This is a genomic window from Afipia massiliensis, from assembly GCF_001006325.2.
GTDB classification, from domain to species: domain Bacteria; phylum Pseudomonadota; class Alphaproteobacteria; order Rhizobiales; family Xanthobacteraceae; genus Afipia; species Afipia massiliensis_A.
The window spans coordinates 2,765,192-2,791,193 of sequence record NZ_LBIA02000001.1; the positions used below are offsets into that span (position 1 = coordinate 2,765,192).

Below are 26,002 nucleotides of genomic sequence, written 5' to 3' on the forward strand. Positions count from 1 at the left end.
GAGCTGTGTTCAACGGAGGAAATCATGCGACCAGCTACAAAGAGAAATCGTCTTCTGACGATGGCAAGTGCAGTGGCATTGATGGCGGCATCGGCGGCGGTCAGCGGACCTGCTTTCGCCGATGAAGCGGCGGCAAGGAAGTGGATCGATGCCGAATTCCAGCCTTCGACGCTGTCGAAGGACGACCAGATGAAGGAGATGCAGTGGTTCATCAAGGCCGCTGAGCCCTTCAAGGGCATGGAGATTAACGTCGTGTCGGAAACGATCACGACGCATGAGTATGAAGCCGGAACGCTGGCCAAGGCGTTCACTGAAATCACCGGCATCAAGATCAAGCACGACCTGATCCAGGAAGGTGACGTCGTCGAAAAGCTCCAGACGCAGATGCAGTCCGGCAAGAATGTCTATGACGGCTGGATCAACGACTCGGACCTGATTGGCACCCACTTCCGTTACAACCAGACCGTGGTCCTTTCGGACTACATGACCGGCGAAGGCAAGGACGTCACCAACCCGATGCTCGATGTCGATGACTTCATCGGCAAGTCGTTCACCACCGCACCCGACGGCAAGCTGTATCAGTTGCCGGACCAGCAGTTCGCGAACCTGTACTGGTTCCGATACGACTGGTTCACCAACCCCGACTACAAGTCCCGGTTCAAGGCCAAGTACGGCTACGAACTCGGCGTCCCGGTGAACTGGTCAGCCTATGAGGACATCGCCGAGTTCTTCACCAATGACGTCAAGGAGATCAACGGCGTCAAGGTTTATGGCCACATGGACTACGGCAAGAAGGACCCATCGCTCGGCTGGCGGTTCACCGACGCCTGGCTGTCGATGGCGGGTAACGGCGACAGGGGCATTCCGAACGGCAAACCCGTCGATGAGTGGGGCATCCGGATGGAAGGCTGCCGGCCGGTCGGCTCGTCCGTCGAGCGTGGCGGCGACACCAACGGTCCGGCGGCGGTCTATTCGATCGTCAAGTATCTCGATTGGATGAAGAAGTATGCCCCGCCGCAGGCGCAAGGCATGACCTTCTCCGAGTCGGGACCGGTGCCGGCACAAGGAGCCATCGCCCAGCAGATGTTCTGGTACACCGCTTTTACAGCCGACATGGTGAAGCCGGGCCTGCCGGTGGTGAACGCCGATGGTACGCCGAAGTGGCGGATGGCTCCGTCTCCGCACGGATCGTACTGGAAGGAGGGCATGAAGCTCGGCTACCAGGATGCGGGCTCCGCAACTCTGCTGAAGTCGACCCCGGCGGATCGCCGCAAGGCGGCCTGGCTCTATCTGCAGTTCATCGTTTCCAAGTCCGTGAGCCTGAAGAAGAGCCATGTTGGCCTCACCTTCGTGCGTGAGTCCGACATCTGGGACAAGTCGTTTACCGAACGCGCGCCGAAACTCGGTGGCCTGATCGAGTTCTATCGTTCGCCGGCACGCGTGCAGTGGTCTCCGACCGGAAACAATGTGCCGGATTATCCGAAGCTGGCCCAGCTCTGGTGGCAGAACATCGGCGATGCGTCGTCCGGTGCGAAGACCGCGCAGGCAGCGATGGACTCGCTGGCTGCGGCCCAGGACTCGGTGCTTGAGCGCCTCGAGAAATCGGGCGTGCAGGGCGCCTGCGGACCGAAGCTCAACAAGAAGGAGACGGCCGAGTTCTGGTTCGCGAAGTCGGAGAAGGACGGCAACGTCGCGCCTCAGCGCAAACTGGCGAACGAAAAGCCAAAGGGCGAAACCGTCGACTACGACACGCTGATCAAGTCGTGGCCGGCGTCGCCGCCGAAGCGCGCCGAGGCAAAATAAGCGGCATCGGAAGACCAAACGTGACAAAGGCCGGGAGCATCCCGGCCTTTTTCTTTTGATGCAGCGCACTCTGCCGGGTGTTGTTGACAGGCCGTCGCTGTTTGGCTGTACTTCACGCACTGATGACTCCAAGATTTTCTGAATTCAGGAACAAGGAGATCCAGCGGGCGGCACAGGGCCACAACGAGGCTGCGCATTTTCAAGGCGGCCGTTGGCTGTTGCCGAAACTGTTCAAGCAAAAACGCATAGCTAATCGACACAAGATATGAGCGAGGCGATCGGTAGGATCGCGACGTGACCAAGGCGATCGCTAGAATCGCGGCACGTTGGGGGAGGGATACCTGGAATGCTGGACTTCGTTCAGCAGTTGGTGAGCGGTATTGCGCTCGGCTGTGTTTATGGCCTGATCGCACTTGGCTTTGTCCTTGTTTACAAAGCCACCGAGGTCGTCAACTTCGCGCAAGGCGACTTGATGATGCTGGGCGGGTTCTTCGCCTTCACCTTCATCAGTCTGCTCGGCTTCAACTACTGGCTTGGATTTGTTGCGGCGGTCGGCGCCATGGCGTTGTTCGGCATGCTGGCCGAACGCCTCGTGGTGCGACCGATCCTCGGCTATCCGCAGTTTTCCATCATCATGGCGACCATCGGGCTCGGCTTCTTCCTGCGCTCGGTTGCGGGAATGGTCTGGGGCACCGACGATCTCAAGATCGAAACGCCGTTCAGCCAGGGTGTGCTGCGGCTGGGGAGCCTGGTGCTGGCCTATGACAAGCTCTCGGTAATTGCCGCGACGATCATCCTCTGCGGCGTCCTGTATCTGTTTTTCAACAAGACCACGCTCGGCACCGCGATGCGCGCCAGTTCCGAGAACATGCTCGCAGCCTACTACATGGGCATTCCCGTCAAGCGCGTGGTGTCGATCGTCTGGGCGATCAGCGCCGCGGTCGCGACCTGCGCCGGCGTGCTGCTCGCGCCGATCACCTTCGTCCACTCCAACGTCGGCCTCGTGCTGGGATTGAAGGCCTTTCCCGCGGCGGTGCTGGGGGGATTCGGATCGATTCCCGGCGCGGTGGTCGGCGGAATCCTGATCGGTGTGATCGAAAGCATGGCCGGCTTTTACCTGCCGCAGGGATGGAAGGATGTCGCGCCCTACATCGTGCTGCTCGCGGTGCTGCTGCTGAAACCCGAAGGCATCTTCGGACTTCACACGCGCAAGAAAGTCTGAGGGGCGCCGATGCGGTTTCTTTTCAAGACAGATTATAACGACGACATCCGGCTGATCCCGCATAGCGGATACATCTGGTCCTACGGCGCGCTGTTGGCGCTGCTGGTGATCGCGCCGTTCGTTCTGAGCAGCTATCTCGTCAGCCAGCTCGTCTTCGTCTGCATCTATGCCATCGTCGGCGTCGGGCTGATGATCCTGACAGGATTCACCGGGCAGGCCTCGCTGGGCCACGCGGCGTTTCTCGCCATCGGCGCCTACACCGCGGCCTATCTTCAGCAAATGGGCGTACCCTTCATCGTCTATTTTCTGGCGGCGGGCGTGCTGACCGGATTGATCGGCGCAATGGTCGGATTTCCGGCGCTGCGCTTGCAGGGGATCTATCTCGTCATTGCCACCATCTCGTTCGCGCTGATCGTCGAGGAGATTCTGGCGCGCTGGGAGAGCGTCACGCACGGCAACGACGGCATGCGCGTCCGTGCGATCCAGATGCTCGGCGGCAGCATTACGCGCGACAGCCCGACCTTCTATTATATGTGCCTCGGTCTCTTGATCCTGGTCATTGTCGGCACGCTTAACCTGATGCGCTCGCCTACCGGGCGCGCGTTCGTCGCGATCCGTGACAGCGAGACGGCGGCCAAGAGCATGGGCATCAACGTCTCGCGCTACAAGGTGAAGTCATTTGCCTTGAGCGCGGCGATCACCGGCCTCGCGGGCGTGCTCTTTGCCCACAAGATGTCCTTCATCAGCCCGGAGATGTTTACCCTCCAGCTGTCCATCGAATTTATCATGGTGATCATCATAGGCGGCGTGATCAGCCTGCACGGCGCGGTGCTCGGCGCGATCTTCATCGTCATGGTCGATCCGTTCCTGACCTTCCTGAAAGATGACATTCCGGGTGTAGTTGCGGGTCTTGCCGCCACGTTCGGCGCCGGCGTCGAGCAGGTGGCCAGCATCAAGAACAACGTCGCGGCGATCGCCTCGGCCAACGGCCTGAAGGGCGCGATCTATGGCCTGATCATCATGCTGTTCATCCTGTTCGAACCCTATGGCATCTATGGCCGCTGGCTCAAGATCAAGCTCTTCTTCCAGCTCTTTCCGCTCTACAAGCGCGCGACCTTCAAGCGGCAGAAGATCTACGTCAAATCGGAGCGGAACCGATGAGCTGTTTCCGCGCCGAAAATCTCTCGCTTCATTTTGGCGGGCTGAAAGCGGTGGATTCCGTCAGCTTCGCGGTGGAGAAGGGCGAAATCCTTTCGATCATCGGTCCCAACGGGGCCGGCAAAAGCTCGATCTTCAACCTGATCTCGCGCCTCTATGAGCCGACTTCTGGCCGTCTCTATTTCGAGGATCAGGACATCACCGAGGAGCCCGCTTACGGCATCGCCAAGCTGGGCATCGCGCGCACCTTCCAGAACATCGAACTGTTCGAAAATGCCACCGTTCTCAGCAACCTTCTGGTTGGGCGGCACCGCCATTCCACCACCACCCTTTGGCAGGAGTTGCTATTCCTGCCGAACGTCCGCCGCGACGAAAAAGCGCATCGCCGCCGCGTTGAGCAGGTCATTGAATTCCTTGACCTTGCCGCCCATCGGGACAAGCTCATCTCCGGATTGCCCTATGGCGTGCGCAAGGTGATCGAGCTGGCCCGCGCACTGTGCACCGAGCCGAAGCTGATCCTGCTCGACGAACCCTCGTCGGGCCTGAATGTGGAGGAGACCGACGACATGTCGTTCTGGATCCGCGACATGAAGACCGAGCTTGGCATCACCGTGCTGATGGTCGAGCACGACATGACGCTGGTCAACCGCGTCTCCGACCGGGTGATCGCGCTGAACTACGGTAAGGTGCTGGCCATGGGCACGCCGGCCGAAGTGCAGGCGCATCCCGATGTCGTCGCAGCCTATCTCGGCACATGAGGACGATGTCATGAGCAGTCCCGATATCATTCTCAAGCTGAGCAACATCGAAAGTTTTTACGGGCCGATCATGGCGATCCGCGGCATCAGCCTCGAGGTGCCGCGCGGCAAGATCGTCACGTTGCTGGGCGCCAACGGCGCGGGCAAGACCACCGTGCTCAAGACGATTTCCGGCATTCTCGATCCGCAGAAGGGCTCCATCGAATTCAAGGGGCAGTCGATCCAGCGCATGGAGGCAGACAAGATCGTGCGGCTAGGCCTCAGTCATGTGCCTGAAGGGCGCGAGGTGTTTCCGTTCCTCAGCGTGCGCGAAAACCTGATGATGGGGGCCTATCCGCGCAAGGATCACGACGGCGTCGCCGCCGATCTGGAGCGCGTCTACGGCTATTTTCCGCGCTTGCGCGAGCGCATCAACCAGCCTGCCGGGCAGCTTTCCGGCGGCGAGCAGCAGATGCTGGCGATCGGCCGCGCGCTGATGAATCGCCCGACATTGCTGCTGCTGGACGAGCCATCGCTGGGGCTGTCGCCGATTCTGGTGAAGGAGATTTTCACGATCATCAAGCGCGTCAACGCGGAGCAGGGCATGTCGATCCTGCTGGTCGAGCAGAACGCGAAGGTGGCGCTGGAAACCGCGGATTACGGATATGTGCTGGAAATCGGACGCGTGGTGATGAACGACACCTGCGAGCGCCTGATGATGTCGCAGGATATTCAGGAATTCTATCTCGGCGCCAAGGAAGACGGCGCACGGGGCGAGCGGCGCTGGAAGAAGAAAAAGACCTGGCGATAAAGACCTGGCGGTAAAGCACTGGCGATAAAGACAAGAACCTGGCGACAAGCCAGGCAATACAAGGAGAAAAGACCGGCGTTTCAAGCCGCGCGAAAGGAACGACATCAAGGCCGCGTAGCCGCTGGGCGGATACGGCGGAAAGGGAGCGAGCAATGGCGAGACCTGCAGTGATCACCGTCGCGGACACGATCGCGAAGAGCTTTCTGCTCGCGGTTGAAACGCGTGGCGACAAGGCAGCGATCCGGGAAAAGCATCTCGGCGTCTGGCAGTCGACAAGCTGGCGCGGGTGGTTGCGGACGGCCAAGGAAATCGCCTATGCGCTTCATGCGATTGGCTTCAAGCCGGGCGATGTCGCCTCCATCATCTCGAATGCGACGCCGCAATGGGTGTTCGCCGATATGGGCGTGCTCTGCGCGGGTGGCGTCTCATCGGGCATCTACCCGACGGACTCTGCGACCCAGGTCGAATATCTCATCAACGACTCGCGAACGCGGGTGATCTTCGCCGAGGATGATGAGCAACTCGACAAGGTGTTGTCGTGCCGCGCCCGCTGCCCGACGCTTGAGAAGATCGTCGTGTTCGACATGGAAGGTCTCAGCGGCTTCAGCGATCCGATGGTGATGTCGCTGGACGAGTTCATGGCGCTCGGGCGCAACCACATGAACGGCCGCGAAGCGCTGTGGGACGAGATGATCGCCAGCCGCGGCACAAACGATCTGGCCATTCTCGTTTACACCTCGGGGACCACCGGGCCTCCGAAGGGCGCGATGCATTCCAATCGCAGCGTTACCCATCAGATGCGCTACGCGGACTACCTTTTGGTGCCGACGGATCATGAGGAGCGGCTGGTGTTCCTGCCGCTGTGCCATGTCGCCGAGCGGATCGGCGGCTACTATCTATCCATCGCCGTCGGCTCGATAATGAATTTCGCGGAAAGTCCGGAAACCGTGCCGGACAATCTGCGCGAAGTGCAGCCGACCGCGTTTCTGGCGGTGCCCCGGATCTGGGAAAAGTTCTACTCGGCCATCACCATTGCCCTGAAGGATGCAACGCCGCTTCAGCAGTGGATGTATCGCCGTGCGCTCGGCGTCGGCCAGCATCTGACCGAGTACAGGCTTGAAGGGGAAACGCCACCATTGTCACTGCGGCTCGCGGGCAAGGCGGCCTACTGGCTGGTGTTCCGCAACATCCGCCGCATGCTCGGGCTCGATCGCGTGCGCATCGCGTTCACGGGTGCCGCGCCGATTTCGCCTGATCTGATCCGCTGGTATCTCGCCATCGGTCTCGACATGCGCGAGGTCTATGGCCAGACCGAGAATTGTGGCGTCGCGACGCTGATGCCAAATGACCGCATCAAGCTCGGCTCGGTCGGCAAGGCGGCGCCCTGGGGTGAGGTTATGATCTGCCCGAAGGGAGAGATCCTCGTCAAAGGCGATTACCTGTTCATGGGCTATCTGAACCAGCCGGAGAAGACGGCCGAGACCATCGACGCCAAGGGTTGGCTGCATACCGGCGACGTCGGCACCATCGACAATGAAGGCTTCGTCAAGATCACCGACCGGATGAAGGACATCATCATCACGTCTGGCGGCAAGAACATCACGCCGTCCGAGATCGAGAACCAGCTCAAGTTCTCGCCATATATTTCGGACGCGGTGGTGATCGGCGACAAGCGGCCGTTCCTGACATGCCTGGTGATGATCGATCACGAGAACGTCGAGAAATTCGCGCAGGACTACAACATCCCCTTCACGAACTACGCGAGCCTGTGCCGCGCGCCGGAAATCCAGGATCTCATCAAGCGCGAGATCGAGGTCGTTAACCAGAACTTCGCCCGTGTGGAAACCATCAAGAAATTCCATCTGATCGAGCGGCAACTGACGCCCGAGGACGAGGAATTGACGCCGACCATGAAGCTGAAGCGGAGCTTCGTGAACAAATCCTACGCAGCCGAGATCGATGCAATGTACCGGGCGGGCGCCATGGCGTAAGCTCCCGGCGATATTGCGTCACAAAGAAGCGTATTCCGCGGCCCGCAAAGGCCGCTCAGCGGCGAAGGTAACAAGGCCCGGCCTTCGCTGAATATGGGCCAACAGAGAGGAGACCGTTATGTCGAAATCGTTCAAGGCGTTTGGCCTTGCGGTGGGTGCGTTCGCGCTGACCCAGTCGCCGGCCTTCGCGCAGACCAAGGTGACCAACGAGGGCATCTCGCCGGCCGAGATCGTCATCGGCTCGCATCAGGATCTTTCGGGCCCCATCAAGGTCTGGGGCGTGCCGGTGTCAAACGGCATGAAGATGGCGGCCGATGAGATCAATGCCGCGGGCGGCATCAACGGCCGCAAGATCAAGCTGATCATCGAAGACAGCGGTTACGATCCGAAGCGCTCGGTGCTGGCCTCCCAGAAGTTGATCGAGAAGGACAAGATCTTCGCCATGGTCGGCCCGATGGGCTCGCCGACTGTGCTTGCCGCGCAGGACATCCTGTTCGACGCGGGCGTGCTGCAGCTCTTCCCGCTGACGGCGGCGGAGTTCACTTTCAAGTTCGATCCGGCGAAGCCGCAGGAGAGATTGAAGTTCAACAACATCCTGCCCTACGTCGAAAGCACGCGGGCGGCGGTGAAATACATGATCGAGACCAAGAAGTTCACCAAGCCCTGCATCATGCATCAGGACGACGAGTACGGCAAAAGCGTGCTCGATGGCTTCACCCAGCAGGCCACCGCGATGAAGCTGACGCCGGCTTCGGTCACGAGCTACAAGCGTGGCGCATCCGATTTCAGCGCGCAGGTCGCCAAGATGAAATCCGACGGCTGCGATCTTGTTGTGCTCGGAACGGTGATCCGCGAAACCATCGGCGCGATGGGCGAAGCCAAGAAGCTCGGCTGGGATGTGACGTTCCTCGGCGCGACGCCGACCAACGTGCTCGAAGTGCCCGCGCTCGGCAAGGATATGGTTGAAGGGCTCTATGCGGCGTCCGGGTTCGAAATTCCCTATGAGGACACCGCAAAGGGCAAGGTGAAGGACTGGCTTGTGAACTACAAAAAGGCGTTCGGTTCCGACGCCAATACGCAGGCGATCATCGGTTACAACGCGATGATGACCTTCGCCTACTACGCCAACAAGGCAGGCAAGGATCTAACCGGCGCCAAGATGCTGGCTTCGCTCGAGTCCGGTGACGTGTTCCAGGACATATTTAGTTCGCCGCCGACCAAATTCTCGAAAACGAACCACCTCGCCACCACGGTGACGCAGGTTCAGCAGGTCAAGGGCGGCCGCTGGGTTCTGGTGAAGGATGGCCTGATGTTCTGATCGTTTCGTTCTGAGCGACATCGCGTGCGCGGGTTGCCCGCGCACGCGATTTTCTTTACGGTCCGGCTCCCAACCGAGAGCCGACATTCCAGATGAGCATTGAAAGTCCGGTCAAGGCCAGCGTCGCGCGCTGGTTTCCTGGAGCCACGGGTATCGATCGCCTGGCCCAGCTGTCCGGTGGCGCCAGCCAGGAAACCTGGTCGTTCGACGTCCTGCATCCATCCGGAAACATCGCCGTCATTCTGCGCCGCGCTCCGTCAGGCTATGGCGCTGCGCCGGGCCGCGCCGCCGGGCTTGAGGCCGAAGCCGTTCTCATGCAACAGGCCTATGAAGCGGGGATACCGTCGCCGCGCGTGCGTTATGTTCTGCGCGCTGAGGACGGGCTTGGCAGCGGCTTCATCATGGACCGTGTCGAGGGTGAGACCATTCCGCGCAAGATTCTGCGCGACGCGCAGTTTGCGCAGGCGCGCGGTGTGCTGGCGGGCCAGCTCGGCAAGGTGGCGGCTGGAATTCATGCGCTTGATACGACGCGTTTGCCGAAACTGCGGCTAATGACGGTTGCCGGCGAGATCGACGATCTCGCAGCCGAACACAAATCGTTCGACTGGCCGCGGCCGGTGTTCGATCTGGCGCTGCGGTGGCTGCGCGACAACGCGCCCGCGCCGTCGGATACGGTGACACTGGTTCACGGCGATTTCCGCCACGGCAATCTCATCATCGGCCCGGAAGGCGTTCGTGCCGTGCTCGACTGGGAGCTGGCGCACTTCGGCGACCCGATGGAAGACCTCGGCTGGATCTGCGTGAATTCGTGGCGGTTCGGCGAGATCGACAAGCCGGTCGGCGGGCTTGGATCGCGCGAGGATCTGTTTGCCGCTTACGAGTCTGCATCCGGCCGTCCGGTGGATGTTCCGCGTGTCATGTTCTGGGAGACGCTTGGCACGTTGCGGTGGGGCATCATGTGTTGCGGCATGATGCAGCGGTTCCGCACCGGCCCGGATCATTCTATGGAGCGCGCGATGATCGGCCGCCGCGCCTCCGAAACCGAGATCGATCTTTTGCGGCTGCTGGCGCCGCGTCGCGCATAACGCCGATGACAAAGGACGCATAAGATGCAGGATCAGCCCACGCCGGTCGAACTGATCAACGCGGTGGCGGAGTTTCTCCGCGCCGACGTCGCGCCGCAATTGTCCGGCCATGCCGCGTTCAAGCTGCGGGTGGGGCTCAACGCGCTCGATCTGGTGGTGCGGCAGCTTACGCATGAAGCGTCCGGCGATGCCGCCGAGGTCGAGCGGCTGTCAAAGCTGCTCGGTACGTCCGGCTCGCTGGAAGAACTCAACCGTCTGCTGTCCGCGCGCATTGCAAGCCGCGAGATGGGCTTCCAGACGCCGGGGCTCACCGACCACGTCTGGAAGACCACGATGGACAAGCTGGCCATCGACCAGCCGAATTATGCGTCCTATCGCCGCGAACGGGACACGGGTTAGAGGGCGCTAAACGGGACGTTGTCATTCGTCATTGCGAGGAGCACTTGCGACGAAGCAATCCAGTTCTTCATAAACATCGGCAAGACTGGATTGCTTCGCTTCGCTCGCAATGACGTGAGGCGAATGGCCCTGAATTCATTGCGGTTCGCGTATCACTTGCCCTTCCACTGCGGCGGGCGCTTTTCCGCGAACGCCTTGGGGCCTTCGATGTAATCCTCGGACGCAGCCAGAGCCTTGACGGCCGGATAGTCGAACTGTTCGGCGAGGGCCTGCTCCAGCGACACACCGAGGCCGCGATGCATGGCCTGCTTCGATGCGCGGATCGACATCGGGCCGTTCTGCAGGATGAGGTTGGCCCAGCGCTCGGCGCCGGCCAGAGCCTCACCCTTCGGAACGACTTCGTTGACGAAGCCAAGCTCAAGGCCTTCGCGCGCCGGAACGTGGCGCCCGGTCAGGATCATGCCCATGGCGCGCTTGAGGCCGATCAGGCGCGGAAGGCGGTGCAACCCGCCGGCGAGGGCGGCGAGGCCGACACGCGGTTCCGGCAGGGCGAAGGTGGCGTTTTCCGACGCGATGATCAGGTCGCACGCCAGCGCAATCTCGAAACCGCCGCCCATCGCGACGCCGTTGACGGCGGCGATGATCGGTTTGTCGCAATCGAAGCGGTGGGTCAGTCCGGCGAAGCCGCTGGTATCCCAGCCGCGCTGGCCGCCCTGGGCCTGCCACTTCAGATCGTTGCCCGCGGAAAACGCCCGGTCACCTGCGCCCGTCACAATCGCGATCCATTGATCCGGGTCCTTGTTGAACTCGTCGAAAACGCGATGCATTTCAAAGTGCATCGGGGAATGCACGGCGTTCATCACTTCGGGACGATTGAGCGTGACGATGGTCAGTGGACCTTTGCGGTCCACCTTGGCGAATTCATAGGCCATGAGCGATTTCCTTACGCTGCGTTGCAACACTTGAGCGATGTTGTCGTGCCCTAAATAGACAGCAAAGAACCCGCTTCACAAATTAATTAAGCGCTTGACTAACGCCCTCAGCCTTACCTTAATTCCCACCCATCGTCGGCTCTTGCGAGCACCGCGGCGAAAACAAGAAACAAAGTCCGGGGATGGACGTCTGGGAGTCGCGCGTTGGATTTTTCGCTGCCTGACGATTTGACCGCTTACCTGTCGGAACTCGATCGCTTCATCGATCAGAAGATCAAGCCACTCGAGCAGCGCGACGACAACATCCGCTTCTTCGATCATCGCCGCGAGTGGGCGCGAACGGATTTCGACAGGGGCGGCCTGCCGCGCCACGAATGGGAAGACCTGCTGCGTCAGGCGAAAAACCTTGCCGACGAAGCCGGGCATCTGCGCTTTGCGATTCCTAAGCGCTACGGCGGCAAGGACGGTTCGAATCTCTGGATGGCGGTGATCCGCGAGCATTTCGCCGCCAAGGGTCTCGGCCTGCACAACGATCTGCAGAACGAGCATTCCATCGTTGGAAACTTCCCGCTGGTCACCATGCTGGATCGCTACGGCCGCGACGACCAGAAAGCGATGATCGAAGGCTCGCTCACCGGAAAATACCGCATCACGTTTGGTCTCACGGAGCCTGATCACGGCTCGGACGCCACCCACATGGAAACGCGCGCGGTTCAGGCCACGCGTGACGGTGTGAGCGGGTGGGTCATCAACGGCGAGAAGATGTGGACGACCGGCATGCATGTCGCGACCCACTGCGCGACGTTCGCACGGACATCGGGCAACGACGGCGATGCGCGGGGCATCACGTGCTTTCTGGTGCCGGCGGATGCGAAGGGCGTGAAGGTCGAGGAATATCTCTGGACCTTCAACATGCCTACCGATCATCCGCGCGTCAGCTTCACCGATGTGTTCGTGCCGGACGACGCGCTGTTTGGCGAGGTCGGCCGCGGCCTGTCGCTGGCGCAGTGCTTCGTGCATGAGAATCGGATTCGTCAGGCGGCCAGTTCGCTCGGAGCTGCCGTGTACTGCATCAATGAGAGCGTGCACTACGCGCGGGAGCGCAAGCCGTTCGGTCATGCGCTCGCTGAGAACCAGGCGATCCAGTGGCCGCTGGTGGAGCTTGCGACGCAGGCCGAGATGCTGCGGCTCCTGATCCGGAAGACGGCGTGGGAAATGGATCGCATGACCCAGCCCGAGGTTGAGCAGCGGCTCTCCGACAAGGTGTCGATGTGCAATTTCTGGGCGAACCGGCTGTGCTGCGAAGCGGCCGATCGCGCGATGCAGGTGCATGGCGGCATGGGCTACTCGCGACACAAGCCGTTCGAGCACATCTATCGCCATCACCGGCGCTATCGCATCACCGAGGGCAGCGAGGAAATCCAGAAGCGCAAGGTCGCTGGGTTCCTGTTCGGCTACATGGGTGCGGGAAAATTCGAGACGACGGAGAAGAGCCGCTAATTCAAGTTTCACAAGAGGCGAACAATCGTCCGTGGAAAAAATGTTTCTGGAGGAAACGATGCCCAGGTGTACGTCCGGCCGGTCCGACCGGTTCATGCTGATCAGTTCGGAGCGGGTGTTCTACGCCGGTCTGCATGGCAAGCCATCGGTGCGCACGCTCGGCGCGCTCGCGGTTTGCGTACCGCTGCATGGCACAGCGCGTCTCGAAATCGAAGGTCAGCCGCCGCGCGTTAGCGAAATCCTCGCCGTCCCGGCTTACCTGCCGCACAAGATCACGTCAGAGTCCCGCGAAATTCTCGGACTTCTGATTGAGCCCGAGTCGGTCTGCGACGAAGATCTCGCGGAGATTCTTCGCCAGTGCGACGATCCGGCGGCAGCAAGTCATCTCGCGGCCCGATTTCGCGAAATCTATGCGACCATGGCGCTCAGCGGCACGAGCGGTTTCACGTCGGCCGATTTCGACCAGATCTTTCTCCAGCGCCGCCTGAAGCAGCGGGAACTGGATGCGCGTATCTCCACGGTCGTGTCGCGGTTTCAGGCCAAGCCGTCCAGCAGTATTTCGGGTGACGATTGCGCCAGCGGCGTCAAGCTGTCGCTGTCGCGCTTCCTGCATCTGTTCAAGGACGAGACCAGCATGAACTTCAAGACCTTCCGCGCCTGGAAGCGGGCGCGGAATATCTTGCATCATGTCAACGTCGAGCGAAATCTCGCGCATTTTGCACTCGATGCCGGCTATCCCGATTCGACGCATTTCAGCCACTCGCTGCGCCGCATTTATGGACTGCAACCGAGTGCGCTGTTTTCCGGCTCGCGCCGCCTGCAGATCATCAACGGCAAGGATGTTGCGAGTGACGTGACCGCAATCCGGGCTTAGGTTGCCGCCGGGACGCGTGGCGCGACGCCTTGTTCGGCGCCGGCTTTGTCCTGCGCCGCGATCGCCTTGCGGAATCCCTCGCGCTGCTTGAGCCGCTCCCAATAGGCCGCGACCGCCGGTGTGAACTGCGCGGACAGTCCGTTGGACTGGGCGAACATTAGCGCGTATCCGACTGAGATGTCCGCGGCGGTGAAGCGGCCCGCGCAAACTGTCTCCGATTCGGACACCGCGGTTTCGAGCGAGCGAAGCCGCGCCAGAAACCAGCGCGCGTAGTCGGTGGCAGCCTGCGGATTCCTGCGTTCCTCCGGCTCAAGCTGCGCGTAGCGGAAATAGATGGTCTGCGGGAACGTCAGCGTCGCTTCGCCGAAGAACAGCCAGTTCAGATAAGACCCATAGGCGGGTTCATCGACAGTGACGTTGAGGGGCGTGGGGCCGTACTTCGTCACGAGATAGTGGCAGATCGCGGAAGACTCGGTCATCCGGGTCTCGCCGTCGATCAGCAGTGGAATGGTCCCGAGCGGATTCAACTCGAGATACTCGCGCTTCAGAAACCGCGGTGGAAACGGCAACATTTTCAGGTCGTAGGGAATACCGACTTCTTCCAGCGTCCAGAGCGGACGGAAGGAGCGCGCGCTGGCGCAGTGAAAAAGCGTGAGCATATCGATGTTTCCCTGGTTCCCGGCGTTATACAGCGCGGATCGTAGGTTCACGCAAGCGCTTACTGTTCCGGACAACCCTTACTACTCCGGAAGTGTACCCATGTACTTGCACAGCACGCTCAGCATCACCTCGTCCGCGCCGCCGCCGATCGAGGTCAGCCGCCGGTCGCGATAGGCGCGGCTGACGCGGGTCTCGTTCATGAAACCCATGCCGCCCCAGTATTGCAGGCAGGCGTCGGGAATCTCCCGGCCCAGGCGGCCGGCTTTGAGTTTCCCCATCGTCGCCAGCGGGGTCACGTCGTTCCCGTTGATGTATTCCTCGCAGGCCCGATAGAGCAGGGAGCGCAACAGCTCGATCTCGGTTTTCAGTTCGGCAAGACGGAAATGGATCACCTGATTGTCGAGCAGGGGCTTGCCGAACGCCTTGCGGGCGCGGGTATACTCGATGGTCTCGTCGATGGTCTTTTCGTGTGATTTCAGGCACGCCGCCACCGCCCACAGCCGCTCTTCCTGGAATTGCAGCATCTGGTAGGTGAAGCCCTTGCCTTCCTCGCCGATGCGGTTGCGCTTGGGCACGCGCACGTCGGTGAACTTGATTTCCGCCGTATCCGAGCAATGCATGCCGAGCTTGTCGAGCTTGCGCAGAACCTCCACGCCCTTGGTTTTCATCGGCAGGCAGATCAGCGACTTGTTACGATGGACTGGGCCTTCGCCAGTATTGGCGAGCAGGCACATCCAGTCGGCCTGTGTCCCGTTGGTGATCCACATCTTGCCGCCGTTGATAATGTAGTCGTCGCCGTCGGAGCGGGCGGTGGTCTTGATCGAGGCGACGTCCGATCCGGCACCCGGTTCGGAGACGCCGATGCAGGCAACGTAATCTCCAGCAATTGAGGGCGCGAGAAACTCGCGCTTCATCTCGTCCGACCCGAAGCGCGCCAGCGCCGGCGTCGCCATGTCAGTCTGCACGCCGATCGACATGCCGACGCCGCCCGCGTTGATGGCGCCCAATTCTTCGGCCATCACCATCCCGTAGCTGTAGTCGAGGCCCGCGCCGCCGTATTCAACGGGCTTGCACAGGCCGAGCAGGCCGAGGTCGCCCATCTTCTTGAACACCTGATGCGCCGGATAGATTGTGTCGCGCTCCCATTCATCGACGAACGGATTGATCTCGTTCTTGATGAACTGCTGCATGGTGCGGCGGATGGCGTCGTGTTCCTGCGTGAACTGCATTTCGTTTCCTGATGTTTTCTTATGTGCTCAGAGACCCATCTGGCGGCTTGCCAGATCCTTCATGATTTCCTCGGTGCCGCCGCCGATGGCGTTGACCTTCACCTCGCGGTAGATGCGCTCGACCTTCGGCCCGCGCATGAAGCCCGCGCCGCCGAAAATCTGCACGGCTTCGGACGCACAGAAGGCCATGGTCTGCGTCGCCTGATTCTTGCACATGCAGACCTCGGCCACGGGATTGTCGCCTTGCTCCAGCCGCCAGATCAGCATTTCCAGCATCGCCTGGGTTGCCGCCACGCGCTGCGCCATGTCCACGATCTTGTGGCGGATGACCTGATGATCGGCGAGGCGCTTGCCGAAGGTCTTGCGTTCGCGGGCATAGGCGATGGCTTCCTCGACGCAGACCCGCGCGAAGCCGGTACAACCGGCCGCAAGGCCAAGCCGCTCGCTGTTGAAGTTCTTCATGATCAGCTTGAAGCCGGCGTTTTCCGTGCCGATCAGATTGCCCACGGGTACGCGGCAGTCGTCGAAATAGAGCGTCGCGGTGTCGGAGGCCCACCAGCCCATTTTCTTGAGCGGCGTGCGTGAGAAGCCCGGTGTGTCGCGCTCGATCAGCAGCAGGCTGACGCCGCTGGCGCCTTCGCCGCCGGTGCGCACCGCGACGGTGTAGTAATCCGCCCGCATGCCTGAGGTGATGAAGGTCTTCTCGCCCTTGACGACATAGTGGTCGCCGTCGCGCCGCGCGGTGGTGCGCAAATTGGCGACGTCCGATCCGCCGCCGGGCTCGGTGATGGCGAGGGCGGAGATCTTCCTTCCTGCGAGAATGTCCGGCAGCACCCGCGCCTTCAGTTCATCCGATCCGCCATAGACGATCGGCGGCGTGCCGATGGTATGGCTTTTCAGGCTGGCGCTAATACCGCCGGCGCCGGCGCGGGACAGTTCCTGCGCCGCGATCATCGACATGAAGCGGTCACAGGGGACGCCGCCGTATTCTTCCGGGAAACCGAGCTGAAGCAGGCCGACGGAGGCCGCTTTCAGATAGAGTTCGCGCGGAAATTCGCCAGCCTCGTCCCATTGCGCTGCAAAAGGCTCGATCTCGGTGGCCACGAAGCGCCGCAACATATCGCGGAACGCCAGGTGTTCCGGCGTGAGAAAGGGGCTGCTCGCTGTTTCCGCGAACTGTTCCGGGGCGTTCATTGCGATCCTCCGAGCCAGTGTCCCGTATCCGACGTTCGGTTCACTTTGCAGCACCTTCTGATCGAACGTCGGATACGAAAGGACACCTGGCAAACTATAATTCCGGTGATCCTTTGGTTCTGACATTCGTAAAAGTGCCGGTTGAGAAGGGATACGAATGTCAGAACCGGATCACCGGGGATTTATGGCCCGTTCGCGGGGGCAAGACTTGCGTTAAGCCGCCGCGCTCCGGAAATTGTGGCAAGCCCAGCTAGTTTTCACAAGACGCTGGCGGTCTCAGCCTCCTACCGTTCGGAGCAATTCGCGATGAACCTGAGGGCCTGAAATGGATAAAGCCGTCGTCACCTGCGCGCTCAACGGCGTCCTGACCAATCCCAAGCAGCACCATGTCCCGGTCACTCCGGAGGAGATGGCGCGGGAGGCCAAGGCCGCGTTCAATGCGGGCGCATCGGTGATGCACATGCACCTGCGCCAGCAGGAGCCCGACAAGGGGCACATGCCGTCGTGGGACGTGAACCTGTCGAGGGAAGTCCAGCAGGCGATCCGTGAGGCGTGCCCTGGCGTCATCATCAATCACACCACGGGTGTCAGCGGGCCGAACTATCAGGGCGCGCTCGATTGCGTGCGCGAGACCAGGCCGGAAATGGCGGCCTGCAACGCCGGTTCGCTGAACTATCTGAAAGTCAAAGCCGATGGCTCCTGGGCCTGGCCGCCGCATGTGTTCGACAATGCGCCGGACAAGATCCAGAAATATCTCGACGTCATGAAGGTGGCGAAGTCGCTGCCGGAATTCGAATGTTTCGACGTCGGTATCGTGCGCAGCGTGGCGATGTACAAGCAGAACGGGATGTATTCCGGGCCGCTGGAATACAATTTCGTCATGGGCGTTGCGTCGGGCATGCCGGCCGATCCGGAACTGCTGCCGATCCTGCTCAAGCTGAAACTGCCGGACTCCAACTGGAGCGTCACGGCAATTGGCCGCGAGGAGATCTGGCCGCTGCATTTGCGCTGTGCCGAACTGGGCGGGCATCTGCGCACCGGGCTGGAAGACACGTTCTATCTTGGCGACGGCACCAAGGTGACCTCGAACGGCCAGCTCATCGAGGGCATCGTCGCCTGCGCGCGAAAAGCAGGACGCGAGATCGCGTCACCTGCCGAAGCACGGAAGATTCTCAAGCTGATGCAGTGAGCCGAAACGGACTGAGAGCCGTGGCTAAGACAGGGAGGTAACGTCATGAGTGATCTCACCGCAACGGGCGGCGTTCCCGGGCCCGGACGTATCGGGCGCGTGGCCGTTGGCGACATCCTGCGCCGCGCCGCATGCCGGTTTCCGAACCGCATCGCGCTGACCGATGGCGCGCGTCAGGTCACGTTCACCGAAATCGAGCACGACGCCAACCGTTTCGCCAACTATCTGGTGTCGCGCGGCCTGAAGTCGGGCGAGAAGATCTCGACGATCTGCAACAACTCGGTCGAATTCGTCAAAGCGTTGTTCGGCATTCACCGCGCGGGGCTGGTCTGGGTGCCGATCAACACCATGCTCGGGCCGAGCGATATGGATTACATTCTCGACCATGCCGGGGTACGCTTCGCGCTGATCGACGACAATCTTCATGCGCAGCCGGAGCGGCGGGCGGCGCTGGAAAAGCGCGGCGTCGATCTGATCGCTATTGATCTCACCGGTCACGCCCGGGAGCAGGGGCTCGAGAATTTCAACGACCTGATCAAGGGACAGTCCATCATCGGGCCCGAGATCGCGTTCGACGACCGCGATCTGGCGATGATCATCTACACATCGGGCACGACATCGCGGCCGAAAGGCGCGATGCATTGTCATCTTGCGGTGGTGATGGCGGCGATGAGCAATGTCATCGAGATGCATCTGGATCGGAACGACGGAATCACCGGACAGTTTCCGCTGTTCCATTGCGCCGCTCACGTGCTGCTGCTGACGTACCTCTCGGTCGGCGGCAAACTCGCCATCATGCGCGGCTTCGATCCGGTGGCCTGTATGGAGGCGATCCAGCGCGACAAGCTGACGGTGTTCATCGGCTTGCCCGCGATGTATCAGGCGATCCTTGATCATCCGCGCCGCAAGGAGTTCGATCTCTCCAGCCTGCGCACCTGCGTCTACACCATGGCGCCGATGCCAAGGCCGTTGCTGGAGCGCTGCATTGCGGAGCTTTGCCCGACATTCGTTCAGCCGAGCGGGCAGACGGAAATGTATCCGGCGACGACGATGTCACAGCCGGATCGCCAGCTCGCGCGCTTCGGCAACTACTGGGGCGAGTCGATGATCGTCAACGAGACCGCGATCATGGACGACGAGGGCAATTTGCTGCCGCCCGGGCAGATCGGCGAGATCGTGCATCGCGGGCCGAACGTGATGATGGGGTATTACAAGGACCCGGAGGCGACCGCCGCCGCGCGCAAGTTCGGTTGGCATCATACCGGCGACCTGGCCCTGATCGACGAGAACGGCGAGGTGCTGTTCATCGACCGCAAGAAGGACATGATCAAGTCCGGCGGCGAGAATGTTGCCTCGGTCAAGATCGAGGAAACGCTGCTGGCGCATCCGGCGGTACTGAACGCGGCGGTGGTCGGCCTGCCGCATCCGCAATGGGGCGAGGCGGTGTCGGCCTTCGTCAAGCTGAAGCCCGACGCGCAAACCGGCGAGGCCGAGATCATCGAGCACTGCCGCAAGTCGCTCGGTGGTTTCCAGATCCCCAAGCTGGTGCGGATTCTGGACGAGATGCCGATGACCGCGACCGGCAAGCTGCGCAAGGTCGAACTGCGCCAGAAGTTCGTCGATCATTTCAACGCGACCACGGCGGCGTGAAAGCAAAGACCATCCAATGACGGTGATTGAAAACTCCATCTCCCACGCCAGCGAAAGCTATCAGGCCAATCGCGCGGGCATGCTTGCACAGATCGCGCGGGTCAATGCGGTGGTGGGGCGAACCAGCGCGGCATCCGAGCTGTCGAAGAAGCGCTTCCATGAGCGCGGCCAGTTGCTGCCGCGCGAGCGCATTGCGTTGCTGCTCGACCCGGGCGCGCCGTTCCTCGAGCTCTCGGCGCTGGCCGGATATTGTCTCGATACGCCGGACCCGGAGAAGAGCATTCCCGGCGGCGGGACCATCGCAGGCATCGGATTTGTGTCCGGCGTTCGCTGCATGGTAACCGCGAGCGATTCCGGCATCGAGGCCGGATCGCTTCAGCCGATGGGGCTCGACAAGCGGCTTCGGTCGCAGGAGATCGCGCTGGAGAACAAGCTGCCGTCGGTGCAACTGGTGGAAAGCGCCGGCGCGAACCTCTTGCGCTATCGCGTCGAGGATTTCATTCGCGGCGGCACGACGTTCCGCAATCTCGCATTGCTCTCGGCAGCGGGGCTTCCGGTGGTCACCGTCACCCACGGCTCGTCCACGGCGGGCGGCGCGTACCAGACGGGTCTCTCCGACTACATCGTGATGGTGCGGGGACGGACGCGCGCGTTCCTTGCCGGTCCGCCGCTGCTCAAGGCCGCGACGGGTGAAATTGCGACCGAAGAAGAGCTTGGCGGCGCGGAGATGCACACCAGCATTTCCGGGCTCGGCGATTATCTTGCTGAAGATGACCGCGAAGCGCTCGGCATCGCCCGGCAGATCATGGCCGACCTCAACTGGGATCGCGCGCATCCGGAGAGCGGCGAGCTGCCTCGCGAGCCATTGTACGACACCGAGGAACTGCTCGGCATCATGCCGATGGACCACAAGCGGCCCGTCGACATGAAGCAGATCATAGCGCGCATTCTCGACGGCTCGGAGTTCCTCGAGATCGGCGCGAATTACGGCCCCGCGACCGTCTGCGGTCACGGCCGCATCGGCGGCCAGGCCATCGGCATCATCACCAACAATGGTCCGCTGGATCCGAACGGCGCCAACAAGGCGACGCATTTCATTCAGGCGTGCTGCCAGTCGCGCACGCCGATCCTGTATTTGAACAACACCACGGGCTACATGGTCGGCAAGGCTTACGAAGAAGCCGGCATGATCAAGCACGGTTCGAAAATGATTCAGGCCGTGACCAACGCCACGGTGCCGCAGATTACGATCTACTGCGGCGCATCGTTCGGCGCGGGCAACTATGGCATGTGCGGGCGCGGCTTTCATCCGCGCTTCTGCTTCTCCTGGCCCAACGCAAAGACGGCTGTGATGGGCGGCGAACAGGCCGCGGGCACGATGGCGATCGTGGCGGAAGCCGCCGCTGCGCGGCGCGGCAAGCCGATCGAACCGGACAAGCTGGAGGCGATGAAGTCGCAGATCATCGATGTGTTCGAAAAGCAGATGGATGTGTTCGCCACCAGCGGGCGGCTGCTCGACGACGGCGTGATCGATCCGCGCGACACCCGCGCGGTGCTCATCAACGTGCTGGCGATCTGCCGCGAGGCCGAACTGCGCAATCCGCAGAAGGTCCAGTTCTCGGTAGCACGGCCATGAACGTAACGATGAGCGCTTTGAAGCTGACGCCGTTCCGCAAAATCCTGATCGCCAATCGCGGCGAGATCGCGCTGCGCGTCATGCGCACCGCCAAGCGTCTCGGCTACGAGACTGTCGCTGTCCATTCGACCGCCGATGCGAATGCGCGCCATGTCCGCGAGGCGGATCAGGCGGTGTGGATTGGCGAGTCGCAGCCCTCGCAATCCTATTTGCGGATCGATGCTATTGTGGAGGCCGCAAAGACGAGCGGTGCGGATGCGATCCATCCGGGCTACGGCTTTCTCGCGGAGAACGCGGAATTCGCCAAAGCCTGTCGCGCGGCGGGGCTGGTGTTCATCGGCCCGTCGCCCGAGGCGATCCACGCCATGGGCAACAAGGCCGGCGCCAAGGACATCATGCAGAAGGCGGGCGTGCCCTGCGTGCCAGGCTATCAGGGCGAGGACCAGAGCGACGCGACGATGCTCACCGCCGCGAAGCGGATCGGTTTTCCGGTGATGATCAAGGCCGTCGCCGGCGGCGGCGGGCGCGGCATGCGGCTCGTGCCAGACGAGGCGGCGTTTCCGGATTCGCTGCGTGCGGCACGCTCGGAGGCGCAGAACGCGTTCGGCGATCCGCAGGTCATTCTGGAACGCGCCATCGTTCAGCCGCGCCACATCGAAATCCAGGTGTTTGGGGACCGCCACGGCAATGCGATCCATCTCGGCGAGCGGGATTGCTCGGTGCAGCGGCGTCATCAGAAGCTGATCGAGGAAGCCCCGTCGCCTGCGGTGTCGCCGGAGTTGCGCGCGCGGATGGGTGCCACCGCCGTCGCAGCGGTGAAGGCGATCAACTATGAAGGCGCAGGCACGCTGGAATTCCTGCTGGATAGCGCGGGAAATTACTACTTTATGGAAATGAACACGCGGCTTCAGGTGGAGCATCCGGTGACCGAAGCGATCACCGGGCTCGATCTGGTCGAGCTTCAGTTGCGTGTCGCAGGCGGCCAGCCGCTGCCGCTGACACAGGACGAGGTGAAGTTCTCCGGCCATGCCATCGAGGTGCGGCTGTGCGTGGAGGATGCCGCGCATGGCTTCATGCCGCAGTCGGGCCGGATGCTGCGCTGGCGCGCGCCGTCCGAGTTGCGGGTCGAGGATGCGCTGGAAACCGGCGGCGAGATTCCGCCGTTCTACGATTCGATGATTGCCAAGGTTATCAGTCACGGGACGACGCGGGATGAAGCGCGGCGCAGGTTGACGGCGGGGCTCTCCCAGATGACCGCGCTGGGCGTCACCACCAACCAGTCGTTCCTCGCGCGCTGCCTCGATCATCCGACCTTCGCGGCAGGGCAGGCGACCACCGCGTTCATCGATGAACATTCGCCCAATCTGCTCGGAATGAAGACCGGCGATGGTCTGCATGCAGCCGTCGCGGCGCTTCTGGTTCATATCGCGGCGATTGGTCCGGTTCACGCGCAGCAGCGCCTGGGGCTGGCGCATGGCTATCCCATTCCGATGCGTTTCGATCTCGATGGCCACATCGTCGAGCCGACGGTGCGGCGCGAGCGCGGCGATGTGTTCCGGGTCGGGCTTGCGGAGTCCGAACACACCTTGACGTTCGGATCGCGCGACGGCGATATACTCACTTTCACAAGCGACGGCGTCCTGGCCTCGGCCACGTTCGTTCGCGAGGGTACGGATCTCTACTTCAGCTTCGCCGGGACCACGTCCCATGTGCGGGATCTGTCCCATGCCGCCGTGATGAAGGCGGGCGATGCCGGGTCGGACGGCAAGCTGCGGGCATCCATGAACGGGCGCGTGGTGTCGGTGCTGGCCAAGGCCGGGGATACGGTTGCGGCTGGCGCGCCGATCATCGTGCTGGAAGCCATGAAAATGCAGCATGTTCACGCCGCCCCGGTGTCGGGTAAGCTCAAAGCGCTGAACGCCGCGGAGGGCGATCAGGTCACGACCGGATTCGTGATCGCCGAGATCGAGGCCTCGCAGGACGCTGCCTAAGGAGTTATTCATGTCTGACGCACCAGTTTTGCACGAGAAGCGCGGCCACGCGTATTGGATCACGATCAATCGCCCAGACAAGCGCAACGCCCTGAACGCCTCGGTGATCGCCGGGATCGTCGATGGTTACCGCCGCGCTCATGAAGACAACGATGTGCGCGTCATCGTTCTGACCGGCATGGGCACCAAGGCCTTCTGCGCCGGAGCGGACCTGCAGCCGGGCGCGGGCTTTGCGTTCGACCTGTCGCAGCCTAATCTCGCCTATGCCGACATGCTGCGCATGGCACAGAACGCGACCAAGCCGACCATCGCGCGTGTCAACGGTGTCTGCATGGCGGGCGGTATCGGGCTTCTGTGCATGACCGATATGGCGGTGGCTGCGGATGACGTGGTGTTCGGCCTGCCCGAAGTGAAAGTCGGCGTGTTTCCGATGCAGGTGTTGAGCCTGCTGCAGTCCATTGCGCCGCCGCGTCTGGTGCGCGAATGGTGTTTCACCGGCGAGCCGTTCACTGCGTCGGAAGCGAAGGACGCGGGGCTGCTCAATCATGTGGTGCCCGCCGCCGATCTCGATGCCAAGGTCGAATGGCTGGTGGGACGTCTGATCGACAAGTCGCCGACCGCGATCCGGCGCGGCAAATACGCCATGCGCGCGTTGGCCTCGATGTCGTTCGATCAGGGTATTGCTTATACGGAGTCGCAGATCGCCGTGCTGGCCATGACGCAGGATGCGAAGGAGGGCCTCGCCGCCTTCGCGGAAAAGCGCAAGCCGGTGTGGACCGGGAAATAGCACGATGCCCAAGGTCTGGATCGAAGCCGCGCTGAACGGACCGTGGACCCGCGCGAAGCAGGCGGGCATTCCTATCGCCGTCGAGGAGATCGTCGCGGACGGCATCGCCTGTGCGGAGGCGGGCGCGGCGATCATCCATGCCCATGCCTATGACGTGACGACCGGACATCAGAAGGACGACTGGGAAATCTACGCGCGTATCATCGAGGGAATCCGCGCCAAGGTGGACGTCATCGTTTATCCGACGATTCCGAGCCCTGCATTAGGGCAGGCCGACACAGTCAAGCGCTTCGGGCATACGGCGGAGCTTGCGAAGCGCGGGTTGATCGAATGGGCGGTGATCGATCCCGGATCGGTTCACTTCGCGCGCTTCGATGATCTGGCCCACGGCGGGATTTACCAGAATCCGCACGCTGACATTCTTGAGGGCATGCGGATCGCGCGTGCACACAATGTCCATCCGAGCTACGCGATCTACGAGCCGGGTTTCACGCGGCTCGGCGCAGCGCTGGCAGCCATCGCGCCGCCGTCACCGACGCCGGTCTATCGCTTCATGTTTTCGGAGGAGTTCGCGTGGGGCTTCCCACCACGCGAGACCTATCTCGACGCGCATCTGGCACTGCTGGCGGAAGCTGCGCCCGGCGCGCCGTGGATGATTGCAGGCCTTGGCGTCGATATCACGCCATTGATTCCGCGCACGGTGGCGCGCGGCGGTCACGTCCGCGTTGGGCTTGAAGACATCAACTGGGGAAGTACGCAGACCAACGAAGCGCTGGTGAAGGACGCGGTGCAGAATGTTCGCAAGGCCGGCGGCGAACCAGCCACGACGGCTGAAGTCAGAACCGCGTTACGGTCCATGGATGCGGCGCGGGGACGCTCCTAGCGCGATCCAATGGTCGGAGATTTGACATCGTCATTGCGAGGAGCGAAGCGACGAAGCAATCCAGTCTTTCTCCTTATGGCTGGATTGCTTCGCTTCGCTCGCAATGACGTTCTTCTCTGACGATCGCAATTCCAAGGCCTAAAGAACGATCGGGTAACTTTAGCGACCCTTGAACACCGGCTTGCGCTTTTCCATGAAGGCGGCGCGGCCTTCCTTGTAGTCCTCGCTCTTGAAGCACGCGTCGACCAGCTCTTCGCAGCGCTTCATGTTGCGCATGAGTTCGTCCTTGCAGGCTTCGCCGACGATGAACTTAATCGAATCCACCGTCAGCGGCGCGTTGGCGGCAATCGTGGCGGCGTAGTTCTTCACAAAGAATTCGAGTTCGTGGTTTTCGACGATGCGGTTGACGAGGCCCATTTCGACGGCTTCCATCGCTTCGAACATTCGCGCGGTGAAGAAAATTTCCTTGGTAAAGGACGGACCGACCACGTCCATCAGTCGCTTCACGCCGGGATAACCGTAGCCGAGGCCGAGCTTGGCGGCTGGCACTGCGAAGCGCGCGTCCTCCGAACAGATGCGCAGGTCGCAGCAGCTCGCCAGCCCCATGCCGCCGCCGACGCAGAACCCGCGGATCATTGCGATGGTCGGCTTCGGAAACTCATGCACGCTGGCATAGGCGGCCTCGACCGCCTCGTTGTATTTCTTCACGCCAGCCTCGGTGGCGCGCTCGTCGCCGAACTTCGAGATGTCCGCGCCCGCGACAAAGGCCTTGTCGCCCGCACCGGCCAGCACCACCACGCGGATGCTGTCGTCCTTGGCGTACTCGGTCATCAGCCGGGTGCAGGCTTCCCACATCTCCAGCGACATCGCGTTGCGGCGCTCGGGATTGTTGAAAATCACATAGCCGACGTTGCCGTCCTTGCGGGAGATCACCTTGTCGGTCGAAGCCATAG

General features: G+C 61.8%; 22 protein-coding genes. 17 read left to right on the forward strand and 5 right to left on the reverse strand.

Annotated features, from left to right (window positions below):
- Window positions 1-24: 24 nt before the first annotated feature.
- From YH63_RS13215 to YH63_RS13255, 9 genes are all read left to right on the forward strand, one after another.
- Window positions 25-1,803 (forward strand): ABC transporter substrate-binding protein, encoded by a 1,779-nt coding sequence (locus YH63_RS13215; RefSeq protein ID WP_046827204.1) that lies wholly within the window; start codon window positions 25-27, stop codon window positions 1,801-1,803.
- A 346-nt stretch (window positions 1,804-2,149) separates the two neighbouring features.
- Entirely contained in the window at window positions 2,150-3,025 is an 876-nt protein-coding gene (locus YH63_RS13220; protein ID WP_046827203.1) for a branched-chain amino acid ABC transporter permease, read from the forward strand.
- A 9-nt stretch (window positions 3,026-3,034) separates the two neighbouring features.
- Entirely contained in the window at window positions 3,035-4,186 is a 1,152-nt protein-coding gene (locus tag YH63_RS13225; RefSeq protein WP_046827202.1) for a branched-chain amino acid ABC transporter permease, read from the forward strand.
- The gene (locus YH63_RS13230) at window positions 4,183-4,941 is read left to right on the forward strand and encodes an ABC transporter ATP-binding protein (RefSeq protein WP_046827201.1); all 759 of its coding nucleotides are present in this window, start codon (window positions 4,183-4,185) and stop codon (window positions 4,939-4,941) included. Before YH63_RS13225 ends, YH63_RS13230 begins: the two co-directional genes overlap by 4 nt.
- A gap of 10 nt (window positions 4,942-4,951) precedes the next feature.
- Window positions 4,952-5,731: an ABC transporter ATP-binding protein gene (locus YH63_RS13235; protein WP_083992700.1), complete on the forward strand. Its 780-nt coding sequence runs from the start codon at window positions 4,952-4,954 to the stop codon at window positions 5,729-5,731.
- A 152-nt stretch (window positions 5,732-5,883) separates the two neighbouring features.
- Window positions 5,884-7,722 (forward strand): AMP-dependent synthetase/ligase, encoded by a 1,839-nt coding sequence (locus YH63_RS13240; protein ID WP_046827199.1) that lies wholly within the window; start codon window positions 5,884-5,886, stop codon window positions 7,720-7,722.
- Between the two features lie 118 nt (window positions 7,723-7,840).
- Window positions 7,841-9,040 (forward strand): ABC transporter substrate-binding protein, encoded by a 1,200-nt coding sequence (locus YH63_RS13245; RefSeq protein ID WP_046827198.1) that lies wholly within the window; start codon window positions 7,841-7,843, stop codon window positions 9,038-9,040.
- A gap of 92 nt (window positions 9,041-9,132) precedes the next feature.
- Window positions 9,133-10,125: a phosphotransferase family protein gene (locus YH63_RS13250; RefSeq protein WP_137325194.1), complete on the forward strand. Its 993-nt coding sequence runs from the start codon at window positions 9,133-9,135 to the stop codon at window positions 10,123-10,125.
- 24 nt (window positions 10,126-10,149) lie between these two features.
- Window positions 10,150-10,524: a DUF6285 domain-containing protein gene (locus YH63_RS13255; RefSeq protein WP_046827196.1), complete on the forward strand. Its 375-nt coding sequence runs from the start codon at window positions 10,150-10,152 to the stop codon at window positions 10,522-10,524.
- A 152-nt stretch (window positions 10,525-10,676) separates the two neighbouring features.
- Here the strand turns inward: YH63_RS13255 and YH63_RS13260 are convergent, their stop codons facing one another.
- Window positions 10,677-11,456, reverse strand: coding sequence for an enoyl-CoA hydratase-related protein (locus tag YH63_RS13260; RefSeq protein WP_046827195.1), 780 nt, complete (start codon window positions 11,454-11,456; stop codon window positions 10,677-10,679).
- A 204-nt stretch (window positions 11,457-11,660) separates the two neighbouring features.
- Between YH63_RS13260 and YH63_RS13265 the strand changes: the two genes are divergently transcribed.
- On the forward strand, window positions 11,661-12,956 hold the full coding sequence (locus YH63_RS13265) for an acyl-CoA dehydrogenase family protein (protein WP_046827194.1): 1,296 nt from the start codon (window positions 11,661-11,663) through the stop codon (window positions 12,954-12,956).
- A gap of 58 nt (window positions 12,957-13,014) precedes the next feature.
- Complete coding sequence (locus tag YH63_RS13270) at window positions 13,015-13,830, forward strand: helix-turn-helix domain-containing protein (RefSeq protein ID WP_046829529.1); 816 nt, start codon at window positions 13,015-13,017, stop codon at window positions 13,828-13,830.
- Here YH63_RS13270 and YH63_RS13275 read toward each other — a convergent pair.
- The 3 genes from YH63_RS13275 to YH63_RS13285 all read right to left on the reverse strand — a co-directional run bounded on the left by YH63_RS13275 (window position 13,827) and on the right by YH63_RS13285 (window position 16,913).
- Entirely contained in the window at window positions 13,827-14,489 is a 663-nt protein-coding gene (locus YH63_RS13275; protein ID WP_046827193.1) for a glutathione S-transferase family protein, read from the reverse strand. The genes YH63_RS13270 and YH63_RS13275 overlap by 4 nt on opposite strands.
- Window positions 14,490-14,570: 81 nt before the next feature.
- The gene (locus tag YH63_RS13280) at window positions 14,571-15,719 is read right to left on the reverse strand and encodes an acyl-CoA dehydrogenase family protein (protein WP_046827192.1); all 1,149 of its coding nucleotides are present in this window, start codon (window positions 15,717-15,719) and stop codon (window positions 14,571-14,573) included.
- Window positions 15,720-15,746: 27 nt separating this feature from the next.
- Window positions 15,747-16,913 carry an acyl-CoA dehydrogenase family protein gene (locus YH63_RS13285; RefSeq protein ID WP_046827191.1) on the reverse strand — a complete coding sequence of 389 codons (1,167 nt, stop codon included), beginning with the start codon at window positions 16,911-16,913 and terminating at the stop codon, window positions 15,747-15,749.
- Between the two features lie 325 nt (window positions 16,914-17,238).
- Between YH63_RS13285 and YH63_RS13290 the strand changes: the two genes are divergently transcribed.
- Genes YH63_RS13290 through YH63_RS13315 form a run of 6 tightly spaced genes read left to right on the forward strand, consistent with a single transcriptional unit; the run spans window position 17,239 to window position 25,049 of the window.
- Complete coding sequence (locus YH63_RS13290; protein WP_046827190.1) at window positions 17,239-18,102, forward strand: 3-keto-5-aminohexanoate cleavage protein; 864 nt, start codon at window positions 17,239-17,241, stop codon at window positions 18,100-18,102.
- Between the two features lie 45 nt (window positions 18,103-18,147).
- The gene (locus YH63_RS13295; RefSeq protein ID WP_046827189.1) at window positions 18,148-19,752 is read left to right on the forward strand and encodes an AMP-binding protein; all 1,605 of its coding nucleotides are present in this window, start codon (window positions 18,148-18,150) and stop codon (window positions 19,750-19,752) included.
- 16 nt (window positions 19,753-19,768) lie between these two features.
- Complete coding sequence (locus tag YH63_RS13300) at window positions 19,769-21,388, forward strand: acyl-CoA carboxylase subunit beta (RefSeq protein WP_046827188.1); 1,620 nt, start codon at window positions 19,769-19,771, stop codon at window positions 21,386-21,388.
- A gap of 8 nt (window positions 21,389-21,396) precedes the next feature.
- Window positions 21,397-23,379 carry an acetyl/propionyl/methylcrotonyl-CoA carboxylase subunit alpha gene (locus tag YH63_RS13305; protein ID WP_283809702.1) on the forward strand — a complete coding sequence of 661 codons (1,983 nt, stop codon included), beginning with the start codon at window positions 21,397-21,399 and terminating at the stop codon, window positions 23,377-23,379.
- 10 nt (window positions 23,380-23,389) lie between these two features.
- Entirely contained in the window at window positions 23,390-24,166 is a 777-nt protein-coding gene (locus YH63_RS13310) for an enoyl-CoA hydratase/isomerase family protein (protein WP_046827186.1), read from the forward strand.
- Between the two features lie 4 nt (window positions 24,167-24,170).
- On the forward strand, window positions 24,171-25,049 hold the full coding sequence (locus YH63_RS13315) for a 3-keto-5-aminohexanoate cleavage protein (RefSeq protein ID WP_046827185.1): 879 nt from the start codon (window positions 24,171-24,173) through the stop codon (window positions 25,047-25,049).
- Window positions 25,050-25,208: 159 nt separating this feature from the next.
- Here YH63_RS13315 and YH63_RS13320 read toward each other — a convergent pair whose 3' ends face one another.
- On the reverse strand, window positions 25,209-26,000 hold the full coding sequence (locus tag YH63_RS13320) for an enoyl-CoA hydratase (protein ID WP_046827184.1): 792 nt from the start codon (window positions 25,998-26,000) through the stop codon (window positions 25,209-25,211).
- Window positions 26,001-26,002 lie beyond the last annotated feature (2 nt).